We start from the raw sequence: 18,709 nt of genomic DNA on the forward strand, positions 1-18,709 counted from the left end.
CGTAATTTTGTCCATAAATCGATGTCGATTTAAGGAATTAGCCATTTGCTCCTCCAATGACGAACGGAACCTTCCCGGCCACCATCCGTTTGCCCAGGAACGAAAAACGGAGACTGAGCCAATGATCAAGAAAACCTTCATCGCGACACTGGCCCTGGCAGCCCTTTGCGCCGGCCCGTCCGCAGCGCAGAATTATGTCGCGCTCGGCCGCCTTGTCTGCGGCTCCGACGGCGGCACGGGGCAGATTCTGACCTCGACAAAGAACCTGCTGTGCACCTTCAGGCCCGCCAACGGCGCGCCGGCCGCAAGCTATGCCGGCACCATTCGCAAGATCGGCATCGACATCGGCAAGACCGGCAAGAGCACGATGGTCTGGGATGTCCTGGCCAAGACAGGTACTCCGATCACCAAATACGCGCTTGCCGGTGAATATTACGGCATCGGCGCCGACGCGAGCCTTGCCGTTGGCGGCGGCGCCAAGGTGATCGGCGGCGGTACCAACAAGGCCTTCATGCTGCAGCCAGTTAACGTGCAGGTCCAGGAAGGACTGAACATCGCGATCGGCGTCGACGAACTGACGCTCGCCCCGGCTAGCTGATAAGGCGAGATGACGAAAAGTCGGCAAGACGACCTTCGCCGGCAGTTCGACGCATCAAACGAAAACGCCCGCCATGTGGCGGGCGTTTTCTTTTCCAACATTTGACCCAACGGATAGACGCCTTTGTGTCGCTCACCCGAATGGCAAGGAACCTCAGTGGTTCATGGCCTTGACGATGTCTTCCGTCACCTTCTTGGCGTCGCCGAGCAGCATCATGGTGCCGTCCTTGTAGAACAGCGTGTTGTCGATGCCGGCGTAACCGGAGCCGAGCGAGCGCTTGACGAACAGGCAGGTCTTGGCCTTGTCGACGTCGAGGATCGGCATGCCGTAGATCGGCGACGACGGGTCGTCGCGGGCTGCCGGGTTGGTCACGTCGTTGGCGCCGATGACATAGGCGACATCCGCCTGGGCGAATTCCGAGTTGATGTCTTCGAGCTCGAACACCTCGTCATAGGGCACGTTTGCTTCCGCGAGCAGCACGTTCATATGACCGGGCATGCGGCCGGCAACCGGATGGATGGCGTATTTCACGTCGACGCCCGCCGCCTTCAGCTGATCACCGAGTTCACGCAGCGCATGCTGCGCCTGGGCGACGGCCATGCCGTAGCCCGGGACGATGATCACCTTGGAGGCATTGGCCATCAGGAATGCCGCGTCGTCGGCCGCGCCCTGCTTGACGGTGCGCTGGACGCCATCGTCAACAGCGGCTGCCGCCGCCTCGCCGCCGAAGCCGCCGAGGATGACCGAGATGAACGAGCGGTTCATTCCCTTGCACATGATATAGGACAGGATCGCACCCGACGAGCCGACGAGCGCGCCGGTGATGATCAGCGCCAGGTTGCCGAGCGTGAAGCCGATGCCGGCCGCGGCCCAACCCGAATAGGAGTTGAGCATCGAGACGACCACCGGCATGTCGGCGCCGCCGATCGGGATGATGATCAGCACGCCGAGCGCCAGCGACAGGGCGACGATCAGCCAGAACACGGTCGTGCTCTGGGTGAAGACCAGCATGATCACCAGGACGACGAGCGCGATCGCCAGGCCAGCGTTGACGAAGTGACGGCCGGTCAACAGGATCGGCTTGCCGGACATGCGTCCGTCGAGCTTGAGGAAGGCGATGACCGAACCGGTAAAGGTGACCGCGCCGATGGCGACACCGAGCGACATTTCGACCAGCGCCTGGGCGTGGATGTCACCGAGCGTGCCGATGCCGAAGCTCTCGGGCGCATACATCGCCGCGGCCGCGACCATCACCGCCGCCAGACCGACGAGCGAATGGAAGGCGGCGACAAGCTGCGGCATCGACGTCATGGCGATGCGGCGGGCGATGACCGCGCCGGCACCGCCGCCGATGGCAAGGCCGAGCACGATCAAGAGGAAGCCGCCGAAGGTGGGCTTGGCCAGCAGCAGCGTGGTGACGATGGCAATGCCCATGCCGACCATGCCGTAGGTGTTGCCCTTGCGGCTGGTGGCCGGGTGCGACAGGCCGCGGAGCGCCGTGATGAAGAGCACGCCCGAGACGAGATAGAGGAAGGCTGCGAAGTTAGCGTTCATCGGCCGGCCTCACTTGTCTTTTTTCTTGTACATGGCGAGCATGCGCTGGGTGACCAGGAAGCCGCCAAAGATGTTGACCGAGGCGAGCACGAGCGCGATGAAACCGAAACCGGTCGCAAGCCCGGAGGCCGAGATGCCGACGGCGAGCAGTGCACCAACGACGATGACCGAAGAGATCGCGTTGGTGACCGCCATCAACGGCGTGTGCAGGGCCGGCGTCACCGACCAGACGACATAGTAGCCGACGAAAATCGACAGGACGAAGATCGCCAGTCGGAAGACGAACGGATCAATTGCGCCGCCGGTGGCGCCGTGCGCGAGCGCGCCGGCAGCTTCCGCGGCATCGGGAAGGTTCAGCGCTGCCTGCTGGACAGCGGCAACCGCCTTGTCGAGCGCATCGAGCGCTTTTTCCAATGCTTCGTTCGCCATCAAAGATCCCCCTTCTTCTTCGGCTCGAAATTCGCATTGACGATGGCGCCGCCATGGGTGAGCGCCGTCGCCTTGACGAGCTCGTCCTCCATGTTGAGCGCCAGCGCCTTCGTTTCCTTGGAGACCATGGTCTCGAGGAAGGTCACGAGGTTCTTGGCGTAGAGACCGGAAGCCGATGCGGCGATCCGACCGGGCACGTTGAGGTGGCCAATGACCTTGACGCCCTCGACATCGGCGACCCTGCCGGCCTCGGCGCCTTCGACGTTGCCGCCGCGCTCGACAGCGAGGTCGACCGCAATGGAACCAGGCTTCATCGCCTTCAACATTTCGCGCGTGACGAGGCGCGGCGCCGGCCGGCCCGGGATCAGCGCCGTGGTGATGACGATGTCCTGCTTGGCGATGTGCTCGGCGACGAGTGCCGCCTGTTTCGCCTGATACTCTTTGGACATTTCCTTGGCGTAGCCGCCGGCGGTTTCGGCCGCCTTGAATTCCTCGTCCTCGACGGCGATGAACTTGGCGCCGAGCGAGGCCACCTGCTCCTTGGCGGCGGGACGCACGTCGGTCGCCGAAACCATGGCGCCGAGACGGCGGGCCGTCGCGATTGCCTGCAAGCCGGCAACGCCGGCACCCATGACGAAGACCTTCGCCGCGGGAACCGTGCCGGCCGCCGTCATCATCATCGGCAGCGCCCGGTCATATTCGCAGGCCGCATCGATCACCGCCTGGTAGCCGGCAAGGTTTGCCTGGCTCGACAGCACGTCCATCGACTGCGCGCGGGTGATGCGCGGCATCAGCTCCATCGCAAAGGCGCTAAGGCCGGCCTTGGCCATTTCGGCGACCGCATCCTCGTTGCCGTAGGGATCCATGATGGCGATGACGATGGCGCCGGACTTATAGCCGGCGATTTCGGCGCTGTTCGGCCGGCGAACCCGAAGGACGACATCCGCCGTCTTCGCATCGGCAACAGCACCGATCCTGGCACCAGCCTTCTCATATTCTGTATCCGGAATACGCGACAGAAACCCGGCGCCGGTCTCGACGACGACGTCGAAGCCCAGCCCTTTCAGTTTCTTCACGCTATCCGGCGATGCCGCAACGCGACCCTCGTTCGGATCCGTTTCCTTGGCAATAAAGACAATTTCGCTCACAAGTCCCCTCCCTGGCCGCAATCGAGCCAAGGCTGGAATGCGGGCATCCTGTCCGACTGCAAAGCGGCCGCTCATGCGAGCAGGCGCCCTCCCATGTGCAAAGCACACATTCCCCTGGAGACAGGCTCAGCCTGTCCTCCACTCTCCCCCTCACGCAGTGAGGATAAGCGCCGCGCGTTCTCCAACGAACGCTTCAAGGCGCTGCGAACTTTCATCAGCCGAAGCAAGACCATCGACGCTCCCGGTCGATGTCATGCGGCTTCAATCCGGACCTTGAGTCCGGCAGCCAAGGGCAAGCCTCCACCCGGCCTGTCCCTGGCAAGTCGTGTCAGTAGTGCCGATTAACGAAGGAAGAAGAAACCAGCGACGTTGATAAGGATGAACAGCACCAGCGAGCTGAAGAAGCCCATCGTGGTGAAGAAGGCGGCAGCCATGGCGATCAGCAGAGCCACGCAGAACAGCGTGAGGTATTTCGTTGCACTGAGGAAGAAATTGTAGGTCTTCTCGTGTTCCGCATAATCCATCGGAGCGCCCATTTCGACCGGTCCAGAATGATGCTCAGCCATCGTCCAATTCTCCCAGAATGCTGCGGCCCGACCCTTGGCCCTCGCCGCCCTTCAACCTTGATCCACGAAACGGCTTTGGCGGAAAACCGCACGGAAGCCCTTTAGCTGCCCATACACAATGCCAGGCCCGGGCGCAACGAAAACCCGCCGCTGCGCCCGGTCACCTGGGGCGATATGCCGCGTGCGTCTCTAGCGGAATACGGATGTGCGATAGGAACGGCCGGAACCGTTCTGTGCGATCCGCGCCGTCGGCAGAATCGTCAAAGGCGCGAACGGCACTTCCTGTCGGCCCGCGAACATCAGGCGACGCTCGAACGGCTCCGAATCGAAGATCGGATAGCGATCGAGGATCGAGGGCCGCTGCCCCCTCACCTGCGCAACCAGCAGCGCACCGTCGGCATTGTAGACGCCGAGGTTCTCGCGCTTGGCGACAACGGTCTCCGACGCAAAAATGCGCTTGTAGAACGCCGCATGCCGCGGCCGGCAGGCGGTCAGGCACCGGTCGGCGGTGAAGTATTCGCATGCCATCGCCACCGGGCGCAGCGTCAGGTAGGGAAGCGCGCGCATCTCGTCGCCGGTGACATCGGGGTCGACAGCCAACCGGCCGGGGTCGACCAGCACCATGCCCGCGTCGAGAAAGACGTCGATCTCGGGCCCGAAGATCAGCCCAGACGTGCTCGCCCTGTGCTCAGGCGTCACGTGATGAACACGCACCGTGCTGACCAGGTTCTCGTCGAGATAGATACCGAAGACATAGGCGTGACTGTCGAAATCGAGATCGTCGATCAAGGTCGAGCCGGTGAGTTCCATCAGATTGACGGCCTTGTAGGCCTTGTAGCGGAGCCGGGCGATATCCTCCATGTCCTCGCCCGTCTCGACCCGCCGGTATTCGACGCGATCGAGAAGAAGCATCAGCTTCTCAGAAAAACTCCCAGGCTCCGCCCGGTGAAGACCTTCACCCATTTCCTGACCCTCATGGTTAACAGATCGTTAACCTATTGACGGTCGGCACAGCAGCAACAACAAAATGGCACACATTACGATTAACCTATTGTTAACCTTAATATTTCGTAAAGTTTTATGGTTAACGATTGGTTAAGCCCGCCACCTCACCATCTTGGACAAGCGGCGGAGCAAGGAAGAGGATGGAGGACGCGGATCGCGGAGGAAATGACGGGCGACGTGGCGAGTTGTCAGGCGATACGCTTGCTTGACGGCGTGGTGACCGGTTTCTGGACACCATTCTTGCAGAAGGCCGCGATGGCGGACGCCGGCATCGGGGCCGCGAACACAAAACCCTGTATCAGATCGGCGCAGTGGTAGTCGTTGATCAGCTGCAATTGATCCGCCGTCTCCACACCCTCGACGACGATCTTCAGGCCGAGAGCACGACCGAGGTTGGCTGTGCCGCGCAGCAGCTTGAAGCGGCGCGAGTCCTCGCGGATGTTGCGCACGAAAGAGCGATCGATCTTGATGATGTTGACCGGCAGCGCATCCAGGTAGCTGAGGCTGGAATAGCCTGTGCCGAAATCGTCGATGGCGATCGTTATGCCGCTGTCACGCAGCTCGCCGAGAATGGCCTGCACCTTGGCCGGCTCATCCATCAGGCAGCTCTCTGTGACTTCGAGATGCAGCCGCGAAGCATCGAGCCCGGTGGCCCGCAGCGTATCCGCCACCACCGTGACGATGTCGTTGCTGCGCAGGTCGAGCACCGACAGATTGACCGAAACGGAAACCTCGCCGGGCCAGCCCATGCAATCCTTGCACGCCTGCTCCAGCACGAAGCGGGTGATCTCGGTGACGAGCCCCAGTTCCTCGGCAAGCTGGATGAAGACATTCGGCGGTACCGGGCCGCGCTCGGGATGCGTCCAGCGCGCCAAAGCCTCGCAGCATTCGAGACGCGCGCCGTTCGGCGTGAACATCGGCTGGTAGGAAAGCGTCAGGGCACCAGCATTGATCGCATCGCGCAGATCGCTCTTCAGTTTCTGGCGGTCGAGATAGCGGGCATCCATCACTTCTTCGAATACGGTGCAGCCGCCCTTGTTGCGTGCCTTGGTTTCCGACAGCGCAAGATCGGCCTTGATCTGGAGTTCTTCCAGCCGGAAGGCGCTGCTCGGCACGAGAACGACGCCGGCGCTCATGGTCACGTTGAAGGTAAAGCCATTCGCCATATAGGCACCGCGCAACCCGGCGTGAACCGCGCGCATCTGCTCTTCGAGATCCGGCCGATGCATCCTGTTGGGGAAGAAGACGACGAATTCGTCGCCCATCAGGCGCGCGGCGATCGCCGTATTGCCGACCAGTGTCTTCAGCCGCCCGGCAATCGCCTGCAATAGCCTGTCGCCGACGATGTGGCCGCGCATGTCGTTGACATGCTTGAACTCGGCAACGTCGAGCACCATCAGCCCGACCTCGACGTCCTCCTTGCCTTCGAGCGCCACAGCGCTGTGGGCAAGTTCGGCGAAGTAATCGCGGCTCGGCAAGCCGGTCAGCGTGTCGAAGCGCACCATCTGAAGGATCTGTCTGTCGGCCTGGACGCGTGCGGTCACGTCCTCGAATATCAGCACGACCTCACCGTTCTCGTGTCGCCCAGCGGAAAACTCGAGAAAGAGGTTGTCGGTGACCGGCACCAGAACCTGAGTCTTCTTGCCCTTGATCAGAAGGTCGAGCTGCCGCGAGATCGCGCGCGTCTCTTCGACACTGAGCGACATGCGCCGGACGCCGCGGCGCACGACGTCATCCAGCAGCCGATCCCTCAGGTCGGCCTTGTCGCCCAGCATCAGCAGCGCGCAGGCGCGCTCGTTGGCAACGACGATCCGGTTGTCGCGGTCGAGCATCAGCAGCCCGTGCGTCATGTTGTTGAGTGCTGCGTCGAACTGGCCGGCGATCGTTGCGATTTCTCGGGCGGCCAGCACGTTCTCGTAGAGAAACGCGCGCACATTGTTGGCCATCATCCAGGTCGAAAAGATGAATGGCAGGATCAGAACCGCCAGGATGAGCATGAAACCATCCTGAAGCGTGATCAGCCCGATCACGATCGGCAGGCAGGCGGACGAGGACAGAAGCAGCACCGCCCGTTCGGAGCCGTAGTTTCGCCCGACCAGCGAGATCATCGACGCGAGCGTGACGGAGATGCAGGCCAGTTCCGAGAAGGAATCCCGGCTGACGGCGATCGCGTAGCCGCAGGCAATACCACAGGTGAGCGTCACGCTGACGCCGCCGAGAATGTAGCGATTCTCCCATTTCCGGACCATCGCTCGGTCGGCGTTGGAGAAATCCTGGCGATCAAAGCGCGCCATGTCGAGGTTGCGCAGCCCCCAGAGCACAACGATGGCGGCCGTGCAGAAGAGATAGAGCGGGTCGGTGGTCTTGAAATAGACGAGCACGAAAGTCACGACATGCGAAAGCATGCCGATCAGCAGAGTCCTGCGATGTTCGTAGAGCGAGCTCACGGACGACAGATAGACATCCGTCGGGAGAGCGCCCCGTTCATTGCGCGTCATGAACCCATAGCTCCGGTTTTCCGGATTTTTAGAGGCGATGATTTAACGAAAGATTTCGTGAAAACACCGCCTCCAAGCCTTGTATTGCAACATTCAAACGGTGCCCCATGGGAGTTTTTCCCAAACTCAACCTAGTATTGCGAAACCAACGGCCGGCGGATGCCTTCTACAACCATGCATAGACAAAATCACGTTTTGCTTTCTGACATTGTATTTAAGGCAATTCTGCTTGGCAAACATCATATCCACCGATTCACTCAGGATGTGGTTACCCAAAGCTGAAGAAAACGCATCAATTCCTGCCATGCACATACGAGCCTAGTTGCGGCCGGTATCACCATCACATCTGCGCGCTTCGCAGTTGACTTTCAGCCACATCTGGCGGCAAGGCTTTGCAAAGCGAGATACGGAGCCTGATGATGTCGAAACCTGTCGTTGCCATCCCCTGCGATTTCCGCGAATTCGACGGCAATGTTTGGCATGTCGTTGCCAACCAGTATGTCCGTGCCGCCGTCGAAGGCGCCGGCGTCATGCCCTTCCTCATTCCGGCGCTTGAGACCGGCAACGATATCGACGAGATCCTCGATCGCGTCGACGGCGTGCTGGCAAGCGGCGCCCGATCCAACGTTCATCCCTCGCTCTACGGCCGCGAGGCCAAGGACACCGACGGCCCCTTCGATCCTGGCCGCGATGCCACCAGCCTGCCGTTGATCCGGCGCGCGCTCGAGCGCGGCGTTCCGCTGTTTGCCATCTGCCGCGGCATCCAGGAGCTCAACGTTGCCCTCGGTGGCACGCTCGCAAGCGAAATCCAGGAGCAGCCGGGTGTCTGGGATCACCGCAAGCCCGACGTTTCCGAGCTGGATGTCGCCTACGGCATCCGCCAGGACGTGATCGTCAAGGAAGGCAGCTGTCTTGCGCCGGTGCTGGGTGCCGGTCGCGTTCGCGTCAATTCCCTGCATCGCCAGGCCATCGGCGCAACGGCGCCGCGCCTCGCCGTCGAAGCCGTTGCCGACGATGGCACCATCGAGGCGGTCTCGGTGATTGGCGCCAAGGCGTTCGCCGTCGGCGTGCAATGGCATCCGGAATACTGGGTGCGGACGGACGCACCGTCGGCGAGCCTGTTCAGGGCTTTCGGCGATGCCGTGCGCGCCTACGCGGCGCGGCGCATGGCCGCCTAGGGCATTTCCAGGAAAAGTGCGAAGCGGTTTTCCATCAGCAAATGCGCAAAAACAAAGAGATGGAGCGTTTCTGCACCTCCGTCTGAACCGGCAACGCTTTAACCGGCTCGGCGCGTGAACGGCGTTTCCGGCACTGGCGTCAGTGCCTTGCCGGTCGAAAACCAGGCCATGAGGTTATCGACCACCAGATCCGCCATGGCGTTGCGGGTAACAACCGAAGCCGACGCCACATGCGGCAACAGCGAAACATTCGGCAACCCCAGCAGCGCATCGGGCACATGCGGTTCGTTGTCGAAAACGTCGAGCCCCGCCCCCGCAATCACACCGGCCTGAAGTGCTGAGACCAGCACTGCCTCGTCAACCGTCGAGCCGCGCCCGACATTGATCAGGACGCCATTGCTTCCCAGTGCCGAAAGCACCGCGGCGTTGACCGTCTTTCGTGTCGCCTCCGTTCCCGGAACAATGACAACAAGCGTATCGACGGCGGCGGCAAGCCGTTCGAGCGTCGGGTGATAGGCATAGGCAAGCCCATCGCGTGGGCTGCGCGTATGGTAGGCGACCGAGACGCCGAAGGCTTCGAGCCGCTTGGCAATGGCAAGCCCGATGCGTCCGAGGCCGTAAAGCCCGACCGTGCGACCCCGCAATGACAAGGGCGAAAGCGCAAAGGCGCCATCCCGCACCCAACGCCCCTGGCGCAGCCACTGTTCCGCCTGCGGCAGCAGGCGCAGCGTGTTGATGAGCAGGCCGATGGCGGTATCGGCGACCTCTTCGCTCAGAACGTCAGGCGTGTTGGTGACGACGATGCCCTTGGAGGCGGCATGTTTCACGTCGACCCCGTCATAACCGACACCGAAATTGGCAACGATCTCAAGACCGGGCAGCGCATCCATCAGACCGGCGGGAACGCGGCCAGAGACGGCGATACCCCTGATATCGGCCATGTCTGCCGTCACAAGGTCAGGGTCCGCACGGTCCAGCCGCACGATCTCGAACATCTCGGGCAACCGCAGCAGCACCTGTTCGTTGATTTTTCCGGGCACGAGGATGCGGGGAAGGCTCGCGGACATGGGCACTCCTGGTATTAAAGCGCGTCGCGATCTCCAGGATTCGCTTGCCGCACTTTAGGTTCTTGCTTTTGTGCATGTCGCCTTCGCAAAACCGCTGCACACTTTTGCGCGACATGCATTAGGGATTTCTTCAGGCGGTGACGCGCAACGGGCCTGTCGACTGGCGGATGCGCATTTCCGGCTTGATCAGGTGGATGCCGTCGGGTTCGTGGCTGCCGGAAAGCTTGTCGAGAAGTGCGCGTGCCGCACTGCGGCCGACATCGGCCTGGCCGTTCCAGACGGTGGTCAGCGCCGGTGTCGCGATCGAGGCCTCCTCGAGGTCGTCATAGCCGGTGACGGAGATATCGACGCCTGGAACAAGGCCCGCACGCGCGATGCCGTTCATCATGCCGATCGCCACCAGATCGTTCCAGCAGACGACTGCGGTCGGCTTCTGCGGCAGCGACAGCAGATGCACAGCCGCCTCGAAGCCGCCCTGCTTGGAGCGCGGGCCGGGAATGCGCAATTCCGGATCGACCTCGATGTTGGCCTTGCGCAGCGCGTTGACATAACCCTGATAGCGGTCGCGACCGGTCGAGGTCTGGTCGGTGCCGCCGACCATGGCGATGCAGCGATGGCCAAGGCCGATCAGATGGTTGGTCGCCAGCGAGATGCCATAGGCGTCGTCGCCGCGGAAGATCGGCACGTCGAGCCCCTCAATCGAACGGGCGATCAGGATCGCCGGCATGCCGTTGTCCTCGGCAAGCTGGATATCTTCCGGCGGCGTGCCGATCGCCGGCGACATGATGACGCCGTCGCCGCCGAGCTGCAGCAGCGTTTCGATAAAATCGCGCTGCTTGTCGACCGAATCGTAATGGTTGGAGAGGATGAAGGTCTGCTTGTCGCGGTCGAGCTCCGCTTCGATCGCCTTCAGGATTTCCCCGTAGAACGGGTTCATGATGTCGTGCACGACGACGCCGATGATGCCGGACCGGGAGGTTCTGAGGCTGGCAGCGCGGCGGTTATAGATATAACCGAGTGCGCGGGCCTGCTCCTTGATCTTATCGCGTGTGAGGGTCGCCACCAATGGGCTGTCACGCAATGCCAGGGATACTGTTGCCGTCGAAAGACCGAGTGTTTCCGCGATCGTCGAAAGCTTGACTTTTTGCGCCACGATGCCCCCTGTTTAAGCCTAGTTGCCTACCCTCAAATTTAAATCCTATTTAAACTGTTTAAATCGCCGCCGCAATATGCCGCGAAACAAGGCTCAGTCGGCTGCGCGTGCCGCCTGCAGGTTGCTGTCGACAGCCCGCAAAAGCTTCATCAGCGTGCGCACCTGCTTGTCGGTCAGTCCGCGCGTCGCAAGGTTTTCCGAATGCTGGCCGGCCTCGGCGATCGTCTGCAGCCGGTTGCGCCCCGGTTCGGTGAGATAGACCTTGGTCAGCCGCGCATCGTCATCATCAGGGCGCCGCTCGAGGAAACCTTGCGCTTCCATGCGACCGATCGTGCGCGTCATCGTCGGCGCCTTGACGCCGAGCTTGGCGGCAAGCCCGCCCGCCGTCAGCCCGTCCATTTCGGCAAGCGCCAGCATCACACCGTCCTGGCCGGCATAGAGACCGCTTTCGAGCAGATTGCGCGACATCACCGTGCGCATCGAACGCGCCGCCTGGACAAGGATCGAGGCAAGATCGTGCGGTTCGGCGAGAAGATCGTCCTTCTTCTTGCCGTTCTTGCCCTTCTTTTCGGCCTTGTTCTTCTTGCCCATTGGACCTCCTGCCGAATCCCGCCTCAGACATTTATAGCAATACAGCTTGCGATTACGAACTGTATGACTCAAATAACATTTTTACGACAATTGACGTGAAGGATCGAAGAGAGATGTCGATGCCCCAAGCCCGATGGCAGGACAATCCGACCGATCTTCCGCAACAGGCCCGCCGCGACTGGATCGCCGTGCTGCCGCTCGGCGCCCATGAGCAGCATGGACCGCATCTGCCCTTCGATACGGACACGCTGATTGCCGAGGGTATTGTCGAACGCTGCATCGCCGCCCTGCCCGCGAACTTGCCCGTTACTTTCCTGCCGACCGAACCCGTCGGCTATTCGATCGAGCATATGGATGTGGCCGGCAGCCGGTCGCTCGGCTACGACGAAGCCGTGCGTCGCTGGCTTGGGATCGCCGAAAACCTGCACGGTCTCGGCCTCAGCAAATTCGTGATGCTGAACGCCCATGGCGGCAATTCGCCGCTGATGACGATCGTTGCGACTGAGGCGCGAGTGCGTTTCGGCATGCTGGCGGTGGCGACCAGCTGGACCCGTTTCGGCCAGCCAGATGGCTGGATCGCGCCCGAAGACAAGGCGATCGACATTCACGGCGGCGAGATCGAGACGTCGGTGATGCTGGCGCTCCATCCCGAAAAGGTCGAGATGGCGAAAGCCCGCGCCTTCCCCTCGCGCCAGAGCGACTACGCCGGACGCTTCCGGCATTTGCGCGCCTATGGCCCGCATGCCTTCGGCTGGAAGATGTCCGACCTCAACCGTGACGGTGTTGCCGGCAATGCCTCGGTGGCAACCGCGGCGCGCGGCGAACAGTTGCTGGCCCACGCGGTTACGGGCGTGATCGAGCTTTTGACCGATGTCGCCGACTTCGACATGACCGAATTCGCCTGAAGGACCGGCAGGGCGCGCCGACAAAACACTTTGTTTGTGCTTTTGCGCTATCAGCATGGACAGCAGCAAACGACGACAGGCGGCGCTAGGCCGGAACCCCATGGCGAAGATCATCGCGCTCGGCGCCTATTTCTACCAGGCCCTGATCGCCTTCGGCCTGCTGATCGTCGTCGCCCACTGGCTGGCCCCAGTCGACTATGCCGCCTATTCGCTGTTCATCTCGCTCAGCCAATTCGGCGCGATCGCCGCTTTCGAATGGGTGCGTTTCTCCTGCATGCGCTTCTATCCCGGCCAGACGGCGGAAATCGAAGCGGCGGAGCGGCGAACGATCGTTGCGGAGGCAGCGGCCTGCGCGCTTTTCTGCCTTGTCGCTGCGGCCGCGTCGCTCGCCTTCGGCGTCTCGCCGCTGGTGGCGCTGGTCGGCGGCCTCGTTGCCGTTGCGCAAGGCGGCAGCGACCTGCACCTGACCATGCTGCGCTTCCGCCAGGATTTTCGCGCCTTCTCGGTACTCCAGGGATCTCGCGCCACCATCCTGGCGGCGGGAACGTTGATCGGCGCGCTCGTATCGCCAACCTTCCTGTCGACGGTCACCGGCCTGCTTGGCGGTTATGCTCTCTACGCTCTGCTCGCAACCCTACTTTCGCGCAGATCAGGCCCGCGGTCTTCCGCCTCGCTCGACATGGCGCGCGTGCGAAAGCACCTCGTCTATGGCAGCGTTTCGGCGGGTGCCGCCAGCGCCTCGATGTTTGCACCGCTTGCGCTGAAGGCGATATTCACCTCGGTCCTCGGCCCCGGCGGCGCTGCCGGTGCGCTGCTGGCGCTCGATCTGCTGCAGCGCCCGTTCGTGCTGATCGTCTCCGCCCTCCAGGCGATCCAGTATCCCGAAATCGTCGCTGCTCACGACAAGGGCGGCGATACCCTGGCGCTTCGCCGTGAGCTCGGACAATACTACGCGCTGCTCACCAGCTTCGCGCTGATGATGGCGGCAGGCATCTTCGCCGTTCTGGTGCCGGCGACATGGCTGGTCATCAGCCCTGACCTGCAGGCCGGCTTCCTCGCGACGGCCCCGTTCGTCATTATCCTTTCGCTCGCGCGCGTTCTGACCCAGATCATGCTGCCGACACCGCTGCACTTGAAGCAGCGCCTGACCGCGATCTTCGCGCTCGCGGCCATCGACTGCGCGCTTCTCAATCTCTTCGCGCTTGCCAGCGCGTTCCTTTTGGCGCCAAGCGCCGCCACACTGATGGCAGGCGGCGCGCTCGGCGCCATATTCGCATCCTTGATCGGCCTGCGCCTGATGGCGACCTTGCCCTTCGACTTCACCTGGTCGCCGGTTCTCCTCGCCGCTGCCGGCCTTGGAGTCACCATTGTCGCCTTCGTGCTGTCTTACCGGTCCGCCACCGTCGCTACTGCCGCCGGGATTGTCATTGGTGGGGTCTGCTGCCTCTTGGCGCTCAATCGCCTGCGGCTCGGCATGCGCGCGTCAACCGCCGCGTGATCTCGGGCGCGATAGTGAACCGGGCGCGATAAGGAAAACTGAACCTCTTTCGGTTTAGATCTGGGCAAACCGAGAGGCGAAGAACACCATGAAGATCATTGTCGGAATAGCCACGGCGGGTCGCCGCGAAGTGCTGTCCGAAACACTGCTGCACCTGAGCCGGCAGGATCGCCAGGCGGACGCGATCCTCGTCTGCCCCTCGTCGCCGCAGGACGTCGATCTCGACTTTGTCAGCACGCTCGCATCGGAGATCACCCTGGTCACGGGCAGCAAGGGCTCCTGTGCGCAGCGCAACGCCATCCTCGACCACACGGGGACCGCCGATATCATCGTGTTTTTCGACGATGATTTCCTGCCCCAGTGCGATTTTCTGGCTGAAGTCGAAACCCTCTTCGAGAAGAGGGCCGACATTGCCGTGGCGACCGGCCTGGTGCTGGCCGATGGCATTCATGGCCCGGGCATCCCGGTCAAGGAAGGGTTGGAAATCCTTGCGCGCGATCGGGCAACGGGCAGACAGGCCACCCTCGAACCCGTTTACAACGCCTATGGCTGCAATATGGTTTTTCGCGTGTCGGCCATTGAAGCCGACGCCACCCGCTTCGACGAAAACCTGCCGCTTTACGGCTGGCAGGAGGATGTCGACTTCTGCCGCCGCCTCGCCCGCCACGGCCGCATTGTGCGCAGCGCCACCCTGCGCGGCGTCCATCTCGGCAACAAACGGGGACGTACTTCGGGTTTGCGCTTCGGTTACTCACAGGTGGCAAACCCGCTCTACCTTTTCCGCAAAGGCACGGTCGGTCTGGGCTGGGCATTGAAGCTTTTGAGCTCCAACATCGCCGCAAACATCGTCGGCAGTCTGAAATCTCAGGGGCTTGTCGACAGACGGGGCCGCCTTAAGGGAAACCTTATCGCCCTCGTAGATCTCCTACGCGGCAGGATAGATCCGCTGCGCACACTCGAACTCTAATCGCGCGTTCAGTTCCGAATAAGCAAGCTAGTCAGCCCTGCCCTGCGACCAGCAGGTTGAGCAGAATGACCGCGCTTGCGTTCCATGAGAACCGCATTGCATTTTCATGCCCCGAACGCCCCAGCTGTCGCCGAAGCGCATCATCGGCGGATATCTTCCGCATAACCTCGACGAGGGTTTCCGCCTTCGCCGGATCGAAATAGAGAGCCGCCTCGCCGCAGGCTTCCCTGACCGGGGGTATGTCAGCGGCCAGCACCGGGCACCCTTGTGTCATCGCCTCGAGCGGCGGGATACCGAACCCTTCATAGAGGCTCGGGAACAGGAAGGCGGTGGCGTGGCGCTGCAGCCCGGCGATCTCGGCGTCCGTCAGCCGCCCGGGAAAGATCAGGTTGCCCCGCGACGTCGGGGCGATGTCGCGAAAAACGCTGGGATCCGTACCGCCGACGACCACGAGCTTGCTGCCGGTAGCACCCAGGGCTTCGAAGGCACGCACCGCAAACTCGACGTTCTTGTTGGGCTTCAGTGTGCCGACGAGAAGGAAGAAGGGGGTCTCGGCAAGCCCCAGCTTCGCAACGATCTCCCGGTCCGGCTGAAGGTCGGAAAAGTGATCTGTGGCGTTGTAGATCACGTCAATACCCGATGCTGGAACGCGAAAGACATCCGCCAGTTCACCGCGCGAAAAATAGGAAACGGTGCCGATCTTCGCGCGACGCGTCAGGATGTAGCCGAGCGCGCCGTGGAACAGCCGGTAGCCGCGCCCGAAGGAAGCCGGATGACGGAAGAGCGTGACGTCGTGGATCACCACCACTTGGTCGGAATGCAGCACCGGTCCGCTGCCCCCGAGGCCGACCAGCGTATCGCGCCGCGTCCGCCAATAGAGCGGCCCCTGCTCCCAGAGATGGCCCGGGCCTGAGCCGAAACGCTCGATCGATATCGCCGACAGTGGCAGATCATCCGGCGCGGACGCTGGAGCCAGCAACCGCCAGCGCACATCCTTCAGCGCCGGCGGCACGTCGCCCGCGGCAATGCGGGCATCGAGCGCGCGGGTGATCTCGCGGGCAAAGCGCTGCACGCCGGTGAGCGGCTGAGTCAGGAACCGGCCGTTGATGGAAATCGTCTTCACGCATGCACCCCTTCGGTAGGACGCGAACTCTCCCTGATTTTGATGAAAGGAGCGTTATCGCTGCCCGGTTCGCCCGTCCCGGAGGCGGCAAAGGCGTGGCCAAAATCGGCTTCGCCATTTGCGCATCGCCGCCGCATCTCCTATATGAAACGCGACATGGATGCCCGCTCCCCGCATCCCGAGATCCCAGAGGTTCCCATGACCGAAACATCCCCGCAGAAGCCGATTCCCGTCACCGTGCTCACCGGATATCTCGGCGCCGGCAAGACGACGCTGTTGAACCGCATCCTCAGCGAGAACCACGGGCGCAAATACGCCGTCATCGTCAACGAATTCGGCGAGATCGGCATCGACAACGACCTGATCGTCGAATCCGACGAGGAAATCTACGAGATGAACAACGGCTGCGTCTGCTGCACCGTGCGCGGCGACCTGATCCGCGTGGTGGAAGGCCTGATGCGCCGGCCCGGTCGCTTCGATGCGATCATCGTGGAAACCACCGGTCTTGCCGATCCGGTTCCGGTCGCCCAGACCTTCTTCATGGACGACGATGTGCGCGCCAAGACCGAGCTTGATGCCGTCGTCGCGCTGGTAGACGCCAAGCACCTGCCGCTCCGGCTGAAGGACAGCCGCGAGGCCGAAGACCAGATCGCCTTTGCCGACGTCGTGCTCCTCAACAAGACCGACCTCGTCAGCCCGGAAGAGCTGGAGCGGATCGAGGCGACGGTTCGCGTCATAAATCCGTCGGCCCGCATCTACAGAACGCAGCGCTCCGAGATCGACCTCACCAAGGTTCTCGACCAGGGCGCGTTCAACCTTGAGAGAGCGCTGGAAAACGACCCGCATTTCCTCGACCAGGACGATCACGAGCACGATCACACCTGCGGCCCGGATTGCGGCCACGATCACCACGATCATCATGACCATGATCATCACCACCATCATGATCACGACCATCACCACCATGACCACGCCCCCTCGCCGATCCATGATGTGACGGTGCAATCGATCTCGCTGCGCGGCGGCGAGATGAACGCTGATCGCTTCTTCCCCTGGATCCAGAAGATCACCCAGACGGACGGCCCGAACATCCTGCGCCTGAAGGGCATCATCGCCTTTGCCGGCGACGCCGAGCGTTATGTCGTGCAGGGCGTGCACATGATCATCGAGGGCGACCATCAGCGTGCCTGGAAGGAAGGCGAAAAGCGCGAAAGCCGCCTGGTCTTCATCGGCCGCGACCTCGACCGCGAAAAGCTGGAGCGCACGTTCAAGGCCTGCGAAGCTTCAGCCTGATTCCGGAAGCCGCGATGCGGCTCTAAGATCAAATTAAGGAGAGCATGGCGTCGGTCCTTTTCGGCATCATGCTCCAACAGCATGCCGAACCAGGGGACCATGACAATCTGATGCCGACAGTCGCTCCGCTCGATCTCGAAGGCCACGTCGTTGGCGTGGCCTTTCTCAAGGGCATACCTTTCTTCGCCGAAGCCACCGGCGCCATCCACCGCCTCGACCACGGCCACAAGACGACGGAAGTCCACGAGGGCCTGCTGTCTCTGGTTCTCGACGAGGCGAACGAAACGCTTCTGACCGGCGGCGAGGACGGCAAGGTGATGCGCACGGCTGCCGACGGCACCGCGACGCTGGTTGCCGAAGCGCCGCGCAAGTGGATCGCCCAAGTCGCAGCCGGCCCGCAGGGCGCCGTCGGCTATGCCTATGGCAAGACCACCCATGTGCGGCTGGCCGACGGCACGACGAAAGAATTTGCCGAGGAGCGCACGGTCGAGGGCGTCGCCTTTGCGCCGAAGGGCTTGCGTGTTGCCGCCGCCCGCTACAACGGCGTGTCGATGCACTGGGTCGCGACCGCGGGCCAGCCGATTGATCTCGACTGGAAGGGCGCCCATACCGGCGTCACCTTCTCGCCCGACGGCCGTTTCCTCGTGACCACGATGCAGGAAAATGCCCTGCACGGCTGGAAGCTCGACGCAAAGCCCGGCGGCGAGGCACGCCACATGCGCATGACCGGCTACCCGGCCAAGGTGAAGTCGCTCTCCTGGTCCGCGAAGGGCAAGTGGCTCGCATCTTCGGGCGCGCCGGCCGCCATCGTCTGGCCCTTCCAGGGCAAAGACGGACCGATGGGCAAGGCGCCGCTGGAACTCGGCACCCGCGCCGACATCATGGTGACTTCCGTCGCCTGTCATCCGGCCGAAGACATCGTCGCCATCGGCTATCAGGACGGCATGATCCTCGCCGCCCGTTTCGCCGACAGCAAGGAAGTGCTGTTGCGCCGTCCCGGCAAGGGTGCGGTCACCGCCATGGCCTGGAGCAAGGACGGGCGCCAGCTCGTTTTCGGCTCGGCCGAGGGCGACTGCGGCATCGTCGATATCGCCGGATAACATTCGCTCGACGCTCTTCGACGGCGTTAGCGCAGT

At 62.5% G+C, this 18,709-nt stretch carries 17 protein-coding genes; 7 read left to right on the forward strand and 10 right to left on the reverse strand.

The features are described from left to right. The first annotated feature begins 121 nt into the window (after positions 1 to 121). Positions 122 to 598, forward strand: a complete 477-nt coding sequence (locus ASD03_RS30905) for a DUF992 domain-containing protein (protein ID WP_025424859.1) — start codon at positions 122 to 124, stop codon at positions 596 to 598. A gap of 153 nt (positions 599 to 751) precedes the next feature. On the opposite strand, the gene ASD03_RS30910 is transcribed toward ASD03_RS30905, so the two are convergent. From ASD03_RS30910 to ASD03_RS30935, 6 genes are all read right to left on the reverse strand, one after another. Beyond that, a complete protein-coding gene (locus ASD03_RS30910) occupies positions 752 to 2,152 on the reverse strand; it encodes an NAD(P)(+) transhydrogenase (Re/Si-specific) subunit beta (RefSeq protein WP_025424860.1) in 1,401 nt (466 codons plus the stop codon). A 9-nt stretch (positions 2,153 to 2,161) separates the two neighbouring features. Further along, positions 2,162 to 2,581 (reverse strand): proton-translocating transhydrogenase family protein, encoded by a 420-nt coding sequence (locus ASD03_RS30915; RefSeq protein WP_025424861.1) that lies wholly within the window; start codon positions 2,579 to 2,581, stop codon positions 2,162 to 2,164. Next, positions 2,581 to 3,729, reverse strand: a complete 1,149-nt coding sequence (locus ASD03_RS30920; protein ID WP_025424862.1) for a Re/Si-specific NAD(P)(+) transhydrogenase subunit alpha — start codon at positions 3,727 to 3,729, stop codon at positions 2,581 to 2,583. Before ASD03_RS30920 ends, ASD03_RS30915 begins: the two co-directional genes overlap by 1 nt. Before the next feature lie 341 nt (positions 3,730 to 4,070). Continuing rightward, the gene (locus tag ASD03_RS30925) at positions 4,071 to 4,295 is read right to left on the reverse strand and encodes an aa3-type cytochrome c oxidase subunit IV (RefSeq protein ID WP_025424863.1); all 225 of its coding nucleotides are present in this window, start codon (positions 4,293 to 4,295) and stop codon (positions 4,071 to 4,073) included. Between the two features lie 189 nt (positions 4,296 to 4,484). Further along, positions 4,485 to 5,207 carry a hypothetical protein gene (locus ASD03_RS30930; protein WP_234907904.1) on the reverse strand — a complete coding sequence of 241 codons (723 nt, stop codon included), beginning with the start codon at positions 5,205 to 5,207 and terminating at the stop codon, positions 4,485 to 4,487. A 281-nt stretch (positions 5,208 to 5,488) separates the two neighbouring features. Further along, the gene (locus ASD03_RS30935) at positions 5,489 to 7,798 is read right to left on the reverse strand and encodes an EAL domain-containing protein (protein WP_057217970.1); all 2,310 of its coding nucleotides are present in this window, start codon (positions 7,796 to 7,798) and stop codon (positions 5,489 to 5,491) included. Positions 7,799 to 8,217: 419 nt separating this feature from the next. Here ASD03_RS30935 and ASD03_RS30940 point away from each other — a divergent pair, with 419 nt between their 5' ends. Beyond that, complete coding sequence (locus tag ASD03_RS30940; RefSeq protein WP_025424867.1) at positions 8,218 to 8,976, forward strand: gamma-glutamyl-gamma-aminobutyrate hydrolase family protein; 759 nt, start codon at positions 8,218 to 8,220, stop codon at positions 8,974 to 8,976. 98 nt (positions 8,977 to 9,074) lie between these two features. Here the strand turns inward: ASD03_RS30940 and ASD03_RS30945 are convergent, their stop codons facing one another. The 3 genes from ASD03_RS30945 to ASD03_RS30955 form a co-directional block, all read right to left on the reverse strand. Further along, on the reverse strand, positions 9,075 to 10,043 hold the full coding sequence (locus ASD03_RS30945) for a 2-hydroxyacid dehydrogenase (RefSeq protein ID WP_025424868.1): 969 nt from the start codon (positions 10,041 to 10,043) through the stop codon (positions 9,075 to 9,077). Positions 10,044 to 10,173: 130 nt separating this feature from the next. Next, the gene (locus ASD03_RS30950; protein ID WP_025424869.1) at positions 10,174 to 11,196 is read right to left on the reverse strand and encodes a LacI family DNA-binding transcriptional regulator; all 1,023 of its coding nucleotides are present in this window, start codon (positions 11,194 to 11,196) and stop codon (positions 10,174 to 10,176) included. A gap of 93 nt (positions 11,197 to 11,289) precedes the next feature. After that, positions 11,290 to 11,787: a MarR family transcriptional regulator gene (locus ASD03_RS30955; RefSeq protein WP_025424870.1), complete on the reverse strand. Its 498-nt coding sequence runs from the start codon at positions 11,785 to 11,787 to the stop codon at positions 11,290 to 11,292. Positions 11,788 to 11,900: 113 nt separating this feature from the next. Between ASD03_RS30955 and ASD03_RS30960 the strand changes: the two genes are divergently transcribed. The 3 genes from ASD03_RS30960 (at position 11,901) to ASD03_RS30970 (ending at position 15,157) form a co-directional block, all read left to right on the forward strand. Next, on the forward strand, positions 11,901 to 12,692 hold the full coding sequence (locus ASD03_RS30960; RefSeq protein WP_025424871.1) for a creatininase family protein: 792 nt from the start codon (positions 11,901 to 11,903) through the stop codon (positions 12,690 to 12,692). Between the two features lie 100 nt (positions 12,693 to 12,792). Continuing rightward, on the forward strand, positions 12,793 to 14,190 hold the full coding sequence (locus tag ASD03_RS30965) for a hypothetical protein (protein WP_025424872.1): 1,398 nt from the start codon (positions 12,793 to 12,795) through the stop codon (positions 14,188 to 14,190). 88 nt (positions 14,191 to 14,278) lie between these two features. Further along, the gene (locus ASD03_RS30970; protein WP_025424873.1) at positions 14,279 to 15,157 is read left to right on the forward strand and encodes a glycosyltransferase; all 879 of its coding nucleotides are present in this window, start codon (positions 14,279 to 14,281) and stop codon (positions 15,155 to 15,157) included. Positions 15,158 to 15,188: 31 nt separating this feature from the next. Here ASD03_RS30970 and ASD03_RS30975 read toward each other — a convergent pair whose 3' ends face one another. Continuing rightward, positions 15,189 to 16,280 (reverse strand): glycosyltransferase family 1 protein, encoded by a 1,092-nt coding sequence (locus tag ASD03_RS30975; RefSeq protein ID WP_025424874.1) that lies wholly within the window; start codon positions 16,278 to 16,280, stop codon positions 15,189 to 15,191. Between the two features lie 198 nt (positions 16,281 to 16,478). On the opposite strand from ASD03_RS30975, the gene ASD03_RS30980 reads away from it, so the two are divergent. Then, a complete protein-coding gene (locus tag ASD03_RS30980; protein WP_025424875.1) occupies positions 16,479 to 17,573 on the forward strand; it encodes a GTP-binding protein in 1,095 nt (364 codons plus the stop codon). Positions 17,574 to 17,683: 110 nt separating this feature from the next. After that, positions 17,684 to 18,673, forward strand: coding sequence for a WD40 repeat domain-containing protein (locus ASD03_RS30985; RefSeq protein ID WP_025424876.1), 990 nt, complete (start codon positions 17,684 to 17,686; stop codon positions 18,671 to 18,673). Positions 18,674 to 18,709: the final 36 nt, after the last annotated feature.

Source organism: Ensifer sp. Root127 (assembly GCF_001425225.1).
Taxonomy (GTDB): Bacteria; Pseudomonadota; Alphaproteobacteria; order Rhizobiales; family Rhizobiaceae; genus Ensifer; species Ensifer canadensis.

Coding starts and splice junctions, on each gene's coding strand:
- ASD03_RS30985 (WP_025424876.1), top strand. CDS start 17,684: ATGCCGACAGTCGCTCCGCTCGATCTCGAAGGCCACGTCGTTGGCGTG.
- ASD03_RS30945 (WP_025424868.1), bottom strand. CDS start 10,043: ATGTCCGCGAGCCTTCCCCGCATCCTCGTGCCCGGAAAAATCAACGAA.
- ASD03_RS30930 (WP_234907904.1), bottom strand. CDS start 5,207: ATGCTTCTTCTCGATCGCGTCGAATACCGGCGGGTCGAGACGGGCGAG.
- ASD03_RS30965 (WP_025424872.1), top strand. CDS start 12,793: ATGGCGAAGATCATCGCGCTCGGCGCCTATTTCTACCAGGCCCTGATC.
- ASD03_RS30980 (WP_025424875.1), top strand. CDS start 16,479: ATGACCGAAACATCCCCGCAGAAGCCGATTCCCGTCACCGTGCTCACC.
- ASD03_RS30960 (WP_025424871.1), top strand. CDS start 11,901: ATGTCGATGCCCCAAGCCCGATGGCAGGACAATCCGACCGATCTTCCG.
- ASD03_RS30955 (WP_025424870.1), bottom strand. CDS start 11,787: ATGGGCAAGAAGAACAAGGCCGAAAAGAAGGGCAAGAACGGCAAGAAG.
- ASD03_RS30905 (WP_025424859.1), top strand. CDS start 122: ATGATCAAGAAAACCTTCATCGCGACACTGGCCCTGGCAGCCCTTTGC.
- ASD03_RS30970 (WP_025424873.1), top strand. CDS start 14,279: ATGAAGATCATTGTCGGAATAGCCACGGCGGGTCGCCGCGAAGTGCTG.
- ASD03_RS30915 (WP_025424861.1), bottom strand. CDS start 2,581: ATGGCGAACGAAGCATTGGAAAAAGCGCTCGATGCGCTCGACAAGGCG.
- ASD03_RS30940 (WP_025424867.1), top strand. CDS start 8,218: ATGTCGAAACCTGTCGTTGCCATCCCCTGCGATTTCCGCGAATTCGAC.
- ASD03_RS30935 (WP_057217970.1), bottom strand. CDS start 7,798: ATGACGCGCAATGAACGGGGCGCTCTCCCGACGGATGTCTATCTGTCG.
- ASD03_RS30925 (WP_025424863.1), bottom strand. CDS start 4,295: ATGGCTGAGCATCATTCTGGACCGGTCGAAATGGGCGCTCCGATGGAT.
- ASD03_RS30910 (WP_025424860.1), bottom strand. CDS start 2,152: ATGAACGCTAACTTCGCAGCCTTCCTCTATCTCGTCTCGGGCGTGCTC.